Annotated in this window: 10 protein-coding genes and 1 tRNA gene; 7 read left to right on the forward strand and 4 right to left on the reverse strand. The window is 68.8% G+C overall.

Annotated features, from left to right (window positions below; translation table 11 throughout):
• Positions 1–17: 17 nt before the first annotated feature.
• Together AB0J69_RS40060 and AB0J69_RS40065 are read left to right on the forward strand one after the other, a co-directional pair.
• Entirely contained in the window at positions 18–1,496 is a 1,479-nt protein-coding gene (locus AB0J69_RS40060; RefSeq protein WP_364128911.1) for a CYTH and CHAD domain-containing protein, read from the forward strand.
• Positions 1,493–2,683, forward strand: coding sequence for a cytochrome P450 (locus AB0J69_RS40065; protein ID WP_364128914.1), 1,191 nt, complete (start codon positions 1,493–1,495; stop codon positions 2,681–2,683). Before AB0J69_RS40060 ends, AB0J69_RS40065 begins: the two co-directional genes overlap by 4 nt.
• On the opposite strand, the gene AB0J69_RS40070 is transcribed toward AB0J69_RS40065, so the two are convergent.
• The 4 genes from AB0J69_RS40070 to AB0J69_RS40085 form a co-directional block, all read right to left on the reverse strand.
• Positions 2,658–3,500, reverse strand: coding sequence for an NUDIX hydrolase (locus tag AB0J69_RS40070; protein WP_364128916.1), 843 nt, complete (start codon positions 3,498–3,500; stop codon positions 2,658–2,660). The two genes, AB0J69_RS40065 and AB0J69_RS40070, sit on opposite strands and share 26 nt — an antisense overlap.
• Entirely contained in the window at positions 3,493–5,553 is a 2,061-nt protein-coding gene (locus AB0J69_RS40075; protein ID WP_364128918.1) for an RNA degradosome polyphosphate kinase, read from the reverse strand. Before AB0J69_RS40075 ends, AB0J69_RS40070 begins: the two co-directional genes overlap by 8 nt.
• Before the next feature lie 118 nt (positions 5,554–5,671).
• Positions 5,672–6,568: a TetR/AcrR family transcriptional regulator gene (locus AB0J69_RS40080; protein ID WP_364128920.1), complete on the reverse strand. Its 897-nt coding sequence runs from the start codon at positions 6,566–6,568 to the stop codon at positions 5,672–5,674.
• 52 nt (positions 6,569–6,620) lie between these two features.
• On the reverse strand, positions 6,621–7,559 hold the full coding sequence (locus tag AB0J69_RS40085; protein WP_364128923.1) for an acyl-CoA desaturase: 939 nt from the start codon (positions 7,557–7,559) through the stop codon (positions 6,621–6,623).
• Positions 7,560–7,827: 268 nt separating this feature from the next.
• Here AB0J69_RS40085 and AB0J69_RS40090 point away from each other — a divergent pair.
• From AB0J69_RS40090 to pth, 5 genes are all read left to right on the forward strand, one after another.
• Positions 7,828–7,899 (forward strand) — tRNA-Gln (locus AB0J69_RS40090).
• Between the two features lie 173 nt (positions 7,900–8,072).
• The gene (gene glmU, locus AB0J69_RS40095; RefSeq protein WP_364128926.1) at positions 8,073–9,521 is read left to right on the forward strand and encodes a bifunctional UDP-N-acetylglucosamine diphosphorylase/glucosamine-1-phosphate N-acetyltransferase GlmU; all 1,449 of its coding nucleotides are present in this window, start codon (positions 8,073–8,075) and stop codon (positions 9,519–9,521) included.
• Positions 9,518–10,495 (forward strand): ribose-phosphate diphosphokinase, encoded by a 978-nt coding sequence (locus tag AB0J69_RS40100; protein WP_364128928.1) that lies wholly within the window; start codon positions 9,518–9,520, stop codon positions 10,493–10,495. Before glmU ends, AB0J69_RS40100 begins: the two co-directional genes overlap by 4 nt.
• A gap of 96 nt (positions 10,496–10,591) precedes the next feature.
• Complete coding sequence (locus tag AB0J69_RS40105) at positions 10,592–11,212, forward strand: 50S ribosomal protein L25/general stress protein Ctc (protein ID WP_364128931.1); 621 nt, start codon at positions 10,592–10,594, stop codon at positions 11,210–11,212.
• A 69-nt stretch (positions 11,213–11,281) separates the two neighbouring features.
• The gene (pth, locus tag AB0J69_RS40110) at positions 11,282–11,866 is read left to right on the forward strand and encodes an aminoacyl-tRNA hydrolase (RefSeq protein ID WP_364128934.1); all 585 of its coding nucleotides are present in this window, start codon (positions 11,282–11,284) and stop codon (positions 11,864–11,866) included.
• Positions 11,867–11,892: the final 26 nt, after the last annotated feature.

The raw sequence follows: 11,892 nt of genomic DNA on the forward strand, positions 1-11,892 counted from the left end.
GACTCTTGCGAGGTGCAGTGGGCATCGAGATCGAGGACAAGTTCGACGTTTCCCCGGAGTACGCGGTCCCGGACCTCAGCGGACTGGCGGACGTGGTCGGCCCGAAGAGCTACCAGCTTGTGGCTCTTTACTATGACACGCCCGATCTGAGGCTGGCCTCCCGAGGCGTCACGCTCAGGCGAAGACGGGGTGGCGCCGATCCGGGCTGGCATCTGAAGCTGCCCAAGGCCAAGGGCGTACGCCAGGAGATCACACACCCGCTCACCCGCAGCACCAAGGTGGTGCCCGATGAGCTGGCCGAACTCGTCCGTGCCTACACCCGCGGCGCCGAGCTGCAGCCGGTCGCCGAGCTGGACACCCGCAGAACCGTCACGGTCCTGCTCGACGGCGAGACCGGCCTGGTCGAGATCGCCGACGACCGCGTCAAGGGCACCGTGTACGGCGAGGAGCCCAAGGTCGTACGGTGGCGCGAGGTCGAGGCCGAGCTCCTCGAAGGCGGCAGCCAGGCGCTGCTGGCCAAGGTCGGCAAGCGACTCAGGAAGGCCGGGGCCAGCCCGTCCGAGGCGGCCAGCAAGCTCGCGAAACTGCTCGAGCCCGCCCCCCTCCCCACGGCCCCCACGAAACCGGGCTCAGCGGGCGAGATCGTCATCGCCTACCTGTCCGGCCAGGTCAAGGCCCTCCTCTCGCAGGATCCGCGGGTCCGCCGGGCCGAGGAGGACGCCGTGCACCAGATGCGCGTGGCCTCCCGGCGGATGCGCAGCGCGCTCAAGGCGTTCAAGACCGTCGTGGTCGACACCGGCGAGCTCCAGGAGGAGCTGCGCTGGCTCGGCAACGTGCTCGGCGAGGCCCGCGACCTAGAGGTGATCCGGGCCAGGTACGCCAAGATGCTGTCCGGCCTGGCGCCGGAGCTGGTGACGGGTCCCATCCAGACCCGGCTCGGCTCGGACCTGCAGAGGCGCGAGGAGGAGGCGTACGGGCGGATCAAGGAGGTGCTCAGCGGGGAGCGCTACTACGTCCTGCTCGACGCGCTGGACGAGCTCGTCTCCGCCCCGGCCCTGGGCAAGGCCGCGGCCAAGCCGGCGGAGGAGAAGCTGCACGCCATCGCGGTGGCCAACTGGGAGCGGGTGACCAAGGCGTACGACCACGCCCAGGCCATCGACGACGTGGAGCGCCGCGAGATCGCCATGCACGACGTGCGCAAGGCGGCCAAACGCGCTCGTTACACCGCCGAAGCGCTCCAGCCGAGCCTCGGCGCCGGCATGGGCAAGCTCGCGAAGCTGTCCGAGGACATCCAGGAGGTTCTCGGGACCTACCAGGACGGGGTGGTCGCGCAGGAGACCCTGGCCAAGGAGGCGGAGAGCGCGCGGCAGGCGGGCGAGGACACGTTCACCTACGGGCTGCTGATCGGGATCGAGCGCAATGCCGCCGAGCGAGCCCACAAGGAGTTCCCCAGGGTCTGGAAGGAGACGCTCAAAGCGGTTACGAAGGTTCTATGAGTCACCTTCCTACCATTCCCTTCGAACGCAGCAGTCTGCTCGAGGTGCCCGAGGCGTACCGGGAACTGCGGGCCGAGAAGGGCATCGCGAAGGTACGCACCCGGATGGGCGACGAGTTCTGGCTGGTGAGCGGGTACGAGGACGCCCGCGCGCTGTTCAACGACGGCCGGCTCGGACGCTCGCACCCGGAACCGGACAAGGCCGCGCGTCTGTCGGGGTCCGCCCTGCTCGGCGGGCCCCAGGGCGACGCGGCCACGGAGAAGGCCGAGCACGACCGCATGCGCAAGCTGTTCATGCCGTCCTTCTCCGCGCGCCGCATGAAGCGGCTCGGCGACCACGTCGGCTCGCTGGTGGACGAGCGGCTCGACCACCTAGCCAAGCTGTCGCCGCCGGCGGACCTGCACGCCGAGCTGTCCTTCCCGCTCCCCGTGCTGGTCATCTGCCAGCTCCTGGGCGTCCCGTACGAGGACAGGGAGTACTTCGGGGGCGTCTCCCAGCGCATGGGGGACATGCTGGACACCGAGAAGAGCCAGGCCGCCAGGGAGGAGCTGAGCGCGTACATGGCCGGCCTGATCGAGCGCAAGCGGCGCGAGCCGGCCGAGGACGTCCTGTCGGACCTGGCGAAGGAGCTGGACGACGACGGGACGATCGCCGACCTGGCCGCGACGCTGCTGTTCGCCGGGCACGAGACCACGGTCAACCGCATCGACTTCGGCGTGCTGCTCCTGCTCGCCAACCCTGACCAGCTCGACCTGCTCAAGGCCGATCCGGGGCTGGCCCCCGGCGCGGTGGAGGAGATCCTCCGGATGGCCGTGCCCAGCCTGCACGGCCTGCCCAGGTACGCGCACGAGGACATCGAGATCGGCGGCCGTACCATCCGCAGGGGCGAGGCGGTCGTGATCACGCCGGGCGCGGCCAACCGGGACGAGCGGATCTATCCGGATCCGGATGTGTTCGACCTGCGCCGTCCGCAAACCGACCCGCACCTGAGCTTCGGGTACGGCCCGCGCTTCTGCATCGGCGCCAGCCTGGCCAGGGTCGAGCTGGAAGCGGTGTTCAGCAGGCTGTTCCAGCGCTTCCCGACCCTGCGGTCGGCCGTCCCGGAAGCGGAGCTGCCGCGCAGCGAGGGGAGGATCGCCGACGGGTACGCGCGGTTGCCCGTCACGTGGGATAGCGCTCGACGCTGACCACGCGCCCGCCGGCCCTGTGCAGCACGGCGAACGCGCCCTTGCGCAGGTGCACGCTCTTGCCGCTCAGCGCTTCGATCAACCCGGGCAGCACCTTGCCGTGGCTGCACGCGACGGCGGGCGCGGAAAGGTCCCCGACCAGCGCGGGGGTCTTCTGCGGATCCTGGCTCTCCTCGCTGAGCAGCGGCTCGATCCTGATGTCGGCCCCGACCTCGCCCGCGTACGGCTCCAGCGTCTGTACGCAGCGGGCGCTGGGCGAGCTCAGCAGCAGTTCGGGCCGGTAGGCGGGCAGGGCAGTGGCCAGGTTCGACGCCTGGGAGGCCCCGTCGGTGTCCAGCGGGCGCGCGACGTCCTCGCCGGGCCACTCGCTCCTGGAGCCGGCCGAGCCGTGCCGTACGAGGACGAGGGGCACGGTCTCCAGCGGCGCGGCGCCCAGGGCGCGCAGCAGCCCCACGTCCCACTCGTACGTCAGTAGCCGCCTGGCCTCCGCCAACGGCAGCCAGCGCAGCTTGTCGACCTCGTCACCGGGCTCGAACCCGCCGTCGGCGGCCTCCTGCGCCACCCAGTAGTCGACCCGCTTGAGCCGGCCGGTGCTCATGTAGTGGATGGGCGGCAGCGCGCGGCCGAGCAGCACGGTCAGGCCGGTCTCCTCGCGCACCTCGCGCAGGGCCGCCGCGATCACGTGCTCCCCGGACTTCAGCTTGCCCTTGGGGAAGGTCCAGTCGTCATAGCCGGGGCGGTGGATGACGGCCACCTCGGGGCTGCTCTGCTCGCCCCTCCAGACCACGGCTCCGGCTGCCCGGAGCAGGTCAGTCATCAACGGTCCTCCAGCGGCGTGTGCCGATGAGACGGCTCTGCAGGTCCTCGCCCTGATGGCGGGCCCAGGTGCCGTCGGAGTTGAGCCACCACGCGTTCGTGGTCTCCGCCATGGCGTGGTCCATCAGTTCGATGAGATAGGCCTTGTGCTGCTGCGACGTCACCTTGACCAGCGCCTCCACGCGGCGGTCGAGGTTGCGGCGCATCAGGTCCGCGCTGCCGATCCAGACCTCGGGTCGCCGTCCGAGGCCGAACTCGTACACGCGGGAGTGTTCGAGGAACCGCCCGAGGACCGAACGTACGCGGATGTTCTCCGACAGGTCAGGGATGCCTGGACGGAGGATGCAGATGCCGCGTACCCACAGGTCGACCGGGACACCGGCCCTGGAGGCGCGGTAGAGGGCGTCGATGATCGGCTCGTCCACAAGCGAGTTCGTCTTGATCCTGATCCGCGCGGGTCGCCCGGCCTGCTGGTGGGCGATCTCCCGCTCGATCCTGGCCACCAGCCCGCTGCGCATGGAGTGCGGCGCCACCAGCAGCCGCCGGTAGGCGGAGTGGTGGGAGTAGCCGGTCAGGTGGATGAACAGGTCCGTCACGTCCTCGCCGACCAGCGGGTCGGCCGTGAGCAGGCCGAAGTCCTCGTACTGGCGGGCGGTCTTGGGGTTGTAGTTGCCGGTGCCGATGTGGCAGTAGCGGCGCAGCTCGCCGGACGGCTCCTGGCGGACGACCAGGGCGAGCTTGCAGTGGGTCTTCAGCCCGACCACGCCGTAGACGACGTGGCAGCCGGCGCGCTCCAGCTTGCGGGCCCAGGAGATGTTGGCGTGCTCGTCGAAGCGGGCCTTGATCTCGACGACCACCACGACCTGCTTGCCCGCCTCGGCCGCGTCGATCAGGGCGTTCACGATGGGGGAGTCGCCGCTGGTCCGGTAGAGGGTCTGCTTGATGGCCAGGACCCTGGGATCCTCGGCGGCCACCTCGATGAAGCGTTGCACGCTGGTGGCGAACGAGTCGTACGGGTGGTGCAGCAGCACGTCGCGCTCGCGCAGCGTCGAGAAGATGTCGTCCTCGGCGTTGATCACCTCGGCCGGCACGAACGGCCGGTAGCTCAGCTCACCCCGGTCCAGGTCGGCGATGGCGTGCAGGCCCGACAGGTCGAGCGGCCCGGGCAGGCGGTAGATCTCGTGCGGGGCCAGCTCCAGCTCCTCCACGAGCGGCGCCAGCACCTCGGGCGTGATCGTGTTCTCGACCTCTAGCCGCACGGGCGGGCCGAACCGCCGCTTGAGGAGCTCCTTCTCCAGGGCCTGCATGAGGTTCTCGGTGACGTCCTCGTCGACGTCGAGATCCTCGTTCCTGGTGACGCGGAAGACGTGGTGCTGGAGGATCTCCATGCCCTTGAAGAGCTGCCCGAGGTGGGCGGCGATGACATCCTCGAGCGGGACGAACCGGTCTTTGGACGCGGGTACGAAGCGGGGCAGCTGCGAAGGAACCTTGACCCGGGCGAACACGGTGTGATCGGTCGCCGGATTCCTCACCAGGACGGCAAGATTCAGGCTGAGCCCGGAAATATACGGAAACGGGTGAGCGGGATCCACGGCCAGCGGCGTCAGCACCGGCCTGATCCGCTCCCTGAACAGCTTGCGCAGCTCAGTACGCTCCTCGCGGCCCAGGTCGTCCCACCGGACGATCTCGATGCCTTCGCCGGCGAGCTGTGGGCAGACCTGCTGGTGGAAGGCCGCCGCGTGCCGCCTGGCCAGCTCGTCCGCGATCGTCGCGATCCTGGCCAGCTCCTCGCGCGGCTTGAGCCCGCTCTTGGTCCGCAGCAGCAGGCCGGTCGCCATGCGGCGTTTGAGCCCGGCGACGCGGACCCTGAAGAACTCGTCCAGGTTGTTGGCGAAGATGGCGAGGAAGCGGACCCGTTCGAGCAGCGGCAGCGAGGGATCCTCGGCCAGTTCGAGCACGCGCTCGTTGAACTGGAGCCAGCTTTCTTCGCGGTTGAGAAACCGCTCCTGTGGTAGGGGCAGGTCGTTGGCAGGCTGGAACGGTTCCGCGGACATATGGCGTATATTGCCCCGTTTGGTTGAACAGAACGTTAACGTAGCCGCAACGGCTCACCCCGGATGGTCAGCCCTGCTCAACCCAATCGTCACTCCTGACGCCCTACTCGTTCAAGGCTCACTCAGGATGATCTACCTGTTCGAGACGGGCGGCCCGCTCCGCCAGCCGGGCCTCCCGCTGGCGGATCTTCTCCTCCCGCTCGCGGGCCTTCTCCGCCTCCTTGAGCAGCCGCTCGCGTTCCTTCAGCTCGCGCACCCGGGCCTTCTCGGCCTCCTTGAGCTCCCGCTGGCGGACCTTCTCCGCCTCCTTGAGCTCCTTCTCGCGGGCCTTCTCGAACTCGCGCAGCTCCTTCTCGTTGGTGGTGCGCGGCTTGACCGCGGGCGTGTGCGCGCGGCTCGTGGCGGTGATCGTCGGGTTGGGGTTGAGCCCGGTCAGGCCGTTCCACGCCAGGTTGACCAGATGGGCGGCGACCTCCTCGCGGCCCGGCTTGCGAACGTCGAGCCACCACTGGCCCGTCAGCGCGACCATGCCGACCAGCATCTGGGCGTACATCGGCGCCAGCTTGGGGTCGTAGCCCCGGGAGGCGAACTCGTCGGCCAGCACGTCCTCGACCTGGCTCGCGATCTCGCTGATCAGGCTCGCGAACGTGCCGGTGCCCGAGGCGGCGTGCGAGTCGCGCACCAGGATGCGGAAGCCCTCGCTGCTCTCCTCGATGTAGCGCAGCAGGGCCAGCGCGGCCCGCTCCAGCTTGACCAGGGAATGGGAGGCGGAGAGGGCTTCGGTGATCATGCCGAGCAGCTTCTGCATCTCGCGGTCAACGACGACCGCGTAGACGCCTTCCTTGCCGCCGAAATGTTCGTACACCACGGGTTTCGACACCTGTGCGGTAGCAGCGATCTCCTCGATAGAGGTCCCGTCGAACCCCTTCTCGGCGAAGAGGGTGCGGCTGATGTGGATCAGCTGCTCTCTCCGCTCTGCACCGGACATACGTCTGCGGGATCGGGGTTCGGTCACGGTCTCCATAATGACGGCCACGGATCCATGGCCGTTCACCGCCTGATTGACATCAGGCAATGCGCTTCGCCGCCAGACGCTCAGGCGTCGGCCAGCGGACGTCGTACACCCAGCCCAGCTTCTCGAAGATCCGGATGAGGCCGGCGCTCAGGTCGATCTGGCCCTTCAGTGCGCCGTGCCTGGCGCAGGTCGGGTCGGAGTGGTGCAGGTTGTGCCAGGACTCGCCGAAGGAGGGGATGGCCAGCCACCACACGTTGCGCGACTTGTCGCGGACCTGGAAGTCCTCCTCGCCGAAGACGTGGCAGATCGAGTTGATCGACCAGGTCACGTGGTGCAGCAGCCCGATGCGTACGAGCGAGCCCCAGAACAGCGCGGTCAGCCCGCCCTGCCAGGACCAGGTGAGCAGCAGGCCCAGCACGCCGGGGAGCAGGATCGAGGTGAGCGCGAGCGCGCCGAACCACTTGTGCAGCTTGAGCACGTCCTGGTCCTTGCACAGGTCCGGGGCGTACTTCTCCCGGTTGGTCCGCTCGCTCTCGAACAGCCAGCCCATGTGGGCGTAGAGCAGGCCCTTGGCCATGTTCTTGAAGCCAGGGCCGAAGCGCCACGGCGAGTGCGGGTCGCCCTCCTTGTCGGAGAACTTGTGGTGCTTGCGGTGGGTGGCCACCCAGTCCAGCACGGACATCTCCAGGGACAGGCTGCCCGCGATGCCCATCGCGATCTTCAGCGGGCGCTTGGCCTTGAACGAGCCGTGCGTGAAGTAGCGGTGCAGGCCGACGGTGACGCCGAGTCCGGAGACGACGTAGAAGACGAAGGCGATGGCGATGTCCGTCCAGCCGAGTCCCCACCCCCAGGCCAGCGGCACGGCGGCCGCGATCGCGACGAGGGGCAGCCCCACGACCAGGCCGAAGATGACGAGTTCGGACTTGGACTTCGGCTCGGGTTCGAAGTCGGGCTTCGGGGCAGATGATGAGCGCTCGGCGAGAACGGTCATGGGCGACCTCCAACGACATGTATGAGGATGAATGTCCGGTCTACGCAACCGTAACCTACGCCAGCGTAAGTAAGGAAGACCTAAGGCGTGAATGTGGAGAAGGTGACGCCCCGACGCATGAGGTGCGTGGGTTTCGTGTCTTGCGCCGTTTCGGGGGGTCTGTTACGCGAGTGGCGTGGCGAGGCGGGGGAGAGGGAGAATTACCGGCGCGCGCCAGGGTGCGGGGTCGGTATCGTAGGGGGGTGTCGGACATCACGTGTCCGATCTGTCCCGGATCGTCTAATCGGCAGGACAAGTGGTTTTGGTCCACTTTGTAGGGGTTCGAGTCCTCTTCCGGGAGCGCTGAGGTGCCTCCCCCCGAGAATGTTCGGGGGAAGGACAGGTATCCTCACGGTGTCGGGAGGGTAGCTGCCCAGTGGGCAGGCTGCGACGGACCGCTGAACGCGGCCCACCGTAGCCGTGCAGTTGATCGCACCGAACCCTGATCCGTCCAGTCACAGGGAGCCTCAGTCCGTGAGTGTGCCGCGCCCGGCAGCCGTCATCGTCCTCGCCGCCGGCGAGGGCACCCGGATGAAGAGCCAGACCCCGAAAGTCCTGCATGAGGTGTGCGGCCGCGCGCTGGTCGACCACATGCTCTCCGCCGCCCGCGACCTCGGTCCCGAGCAGCTCATCGTCGTCATCGGCCACGCGCTGGAGCGGGTCGGCGGCCATCTGGCCGCCACCAGCCCCGACGCCCGCGCCGTCGTCCAGCGGGAGCAGCGGGGCACCGGCCACGCCGTGCGGACCGTGCTCGAAGAGGTCGGCACGATCTCCGGCACGGTCCTGGTCACGTACGGCGACGTGCCGCTCCTGCGCACCCAGACCCTGACCGAGCTGCTCGACCGGCATGCCGCCGACGGCAACGCGGTCACCGTGCTGACGGCCGAGGTGCCCGACCCGACCGGCTACGGGCGGATCATCCGCGACGACGCCGGCGCGGTGCTGGAGATCGTCGAGGAGAAGGACGCCAGCCCCGCGCAGCGCGCCATCAAGGAGATGAACTCCGGCATCTACGCCTTCGACGGCCTCCTGCTCGCCGACGCGGTCAAGCGCGTGTCCACCGACAACGCCCAGGGCGAGGAATACCTCACCGACGTCCTGGCCATCCTGCGCCGCGACGGCCACCGGGTCGGAGCGTGCGTGGCCGGCGACTTCGTCGAGGTCGAGGGCGTCAACGACCGCGTGCAGCTGGCCGCCGCCCGCAAGGTGCTCAACCAGCGCCTGCTGGAGGCCCACATGCGCGCCGGCGTCACGATCATCGACCCGGCCAGCACCTGGATCGACGTCGGCGTACGCATCGAGCCCGACGCGGTCATCCACCCCGGCACCCAGCTCCACGGCAGCACCGCCATCGAGGCCGGCGCCGAGGTCGGGCCCGCCACCACGCTGACCGACACCCTCGTCGGCGAGGGCGCGGTGGTCCGCAACGCCGTCTGCGACAGCGCCGAGATCGGCCCGGAGGCCAACGTGGGCCCCTACGCCTACCTGCGCCCCGGCACCGTGCTCGGCCGCAGGTCCAAGGCCGGCACGTTCGTCGAGATGAAGAACACCAAGGTCGGCCAGCGCTCCAAGGTGCCGCACCTGTCCTACGCGGGGGACGCCACGATCGGCGACGACGTCAACATCGGCGCCTCCACGGTCTTCGTCAACTACGACGGGGTCAACAAGCACCACACCACCGTGCGTGACGGCGCGTTCGTCGGCTGCGACACCATGCTCGTCGCTCCCGTGACGGTCAATGACGGCGCCTACACGGCGGCGGGCTCGACCATCACCGACGACGTACCCCCCGGCGCCATTGGTGTGGCACGTGCGCGGCAGCGCAACATCGAGAAATGGGTCTTGCGCAGGCGCGCGGGCACGAAGTCGGCAGCGGCCGCGGAGCGGGCGCTGACCGAGCAAGAGCAGGAGAGTCAGCAGTGACCAGCATCAAGCAGCCCGGCGAGAAGAACCTCATGCTCTTCTCCGGGCGGGCCCATCCGGAGCTGGCCGAGGAGGTGGCCGAGCACGTCGGCGTCTCCCTCACCCCCACCAAACTCATCGACTTCGCCAACGGCGAGATCTACGCCCGCTACCTGGAGTCCGTACGCGGCTGCGACGCCTTCGTCATCCAGAGCCACACCGGGCCCATCAACAAGTGGATCATGGAACAGCTCATCATGGTCGACGCGCTCAAGCGGGCCTCCGCCAAGCGCATCACCGTGGTCATGCCGTTCTTCGGCTACGCCCGCCAGGACAAGAAGGGCCGCGGTCGCGAGCCCATCACGGCCCGGCTGATGGCCGACCTGTTCAAGACCGCGGGCGCCGACCGGCTCATGTCGATCGACCTGCACACCTCGCAGATCCAGGGCTTCTTCGACGGCCCGGTGGACCACCTGTTCGCCATGCCGGTCCTGGAGAGCTACCTCAAGAACAAGCTCGACCTGGAGAACACCACGGTCGTCTCGCCCGACACCGGCCGCGTGCGGCTGTCGGAGCGCTGGGCCGACACGCTGGGCACGCCGCTGGCGTTCATCCACAAGCGCCGCGACCTCGACGTGGCCAACTCGGTGAAGGTCAGCGAGGTCGTCGGCACCGTACGCGGCCGCACCTGCGTGCTCATCGACGACATGATCGACACCGCGGGCACGATCTGCAAGGCGTCCGACGCCCTCTACGAGCAGGGCGCCACCAACGTCATCGTCGCCGCCACCCACGCGGTCTTCTCCGACCCCGCCGTGGACCGGCTGAAGAACTCCCGGATCTCCGAGGTCGTCGTCACCAACACGCTGCCGTTGGCGCAGGCCAACCGCTTCGACAAGCTGACCGTGCTGTCCATCGCGCCGCTCATCGCCCGCGCGATCACCGAGATCTTCCAGGACGGCTCGGTCACCAGCTTGTTCGAAGGAGACACCTGAGCCATTAAGCTATGAGGGTTGCGCTCGTAACGCCTTCCGCTAGGGCGGGTGAGGGGGAGCGCAGACAGTCCGTCTACCGCATCCCTAGGAGATGTCGTGTCTGAAGTACGTATCGCCGCCGAGCCGCGCACCGCGTTCGGCAAGGGCGCCGCTCGCAAGATCCGCCGCGCCGACAAGGTGCCCGCCGTTCTCTACGGGCACGGCATCGAGCCCAAGCACCTGACCCTGCCGGGCCACGAGGTCCTGCTCGCCCTGCGCACCGCCAACGTGCTGATCCACCTCAAGGGTGACGGCGTCGACGAGCTCGCCCTGCCCAAGGGCGTGCAGCGCGACCCGATCAAGGGCTTCGTCGAGCACGTCGACCTGCTCCTGGTCAAGCGCGGCGAGAAGGTCACGGTCGAGATCCCGGTCACCACGGTCGGCGACGTCAACTCCGAGGGCCTGCTCGACCAGCAGCTCGTCTCCATCGCGGTGGAGGCCGAGGCCACCCACATCCCGACCGGCGTCGAGGTCGACGTCGAGGGCCTCGAGATCGGCACCGTGGTCACGGCCGCCGACCTGAAGCTGCCCCAGGGCGCGACCCTGATCGCCGACCCCGAGGTCGTCGTCCTGCACGTCATCAACAAGCCGGTCGAGGCTCCGGCGGAGACCGAGGCGGTCGCCGAGGGCGAGACCGCGGAGGCCGCCGAGAGCGAGTCCGCAGAGGCCGCCGAGTAGGCGCGACGGGTTCACTCGTGAACGGGGCGGCCGGACTCGAGCCGTCCCGTTCCGCTGCAGGGGGATCTCATGGATCGCTGGCTGATCGCCGGACTGGGCAACCCGGGCCCCGAATACGCGGGTAACCGGCACAACGCGGGCTTCATGGTGCTCGACGAGCTGGCCGCCAGGGCCGGCGGGCGGTTCAAGGCCCACAAGAGCCGGGCCGAGGTGTGCGAGACACGTGCTGCCATCCTGGCCAAGCCCCTGACGTACATGAACCTCTCCGGCGGGCCCGTCAAGGCGCTCGCCGACTTCTACAAGATCGGCCCCGAGCGGCTGATCGTCGTCCACGACGAGCTCGACGTGCCCTACGGCGCGCTGCGGGCCAAGCTGGGCGGTGGCGACAACGGCCACAACGGGCTCAAGTCCATCACCAAGGTCCTCGGCACCCGTGACTATCTCCGGGTCCGGTTCGGCATCGGGCGCCCGCCCGGCCGCATGGACGCCGCCTCCTTCGTGCTCAGGGACTTCGCCACCATGGAGCGCAAGGACCTGCCCTTCCTCGTGGACCGGGCCGCCGACGTCGTGGAGTCGCTGATGACCCGCGGCCTGGAGGCCACCCAGAACGACTTCCACCGGGCTGATCTGCACATTTCCGGCCCTCCTCGCTGATCACCGCATAGGGTCGTTCGCCGGTT

The sequence above is a fragment of the Nonomuraea sp. NPDC049709 genome (assembly GCF_040674815.1).
Lineage (GTDB): Bacteria > Actinomycetota > Actinomycetes > Streptosporangiales > Streptosporangiaceae > Nonomuraea.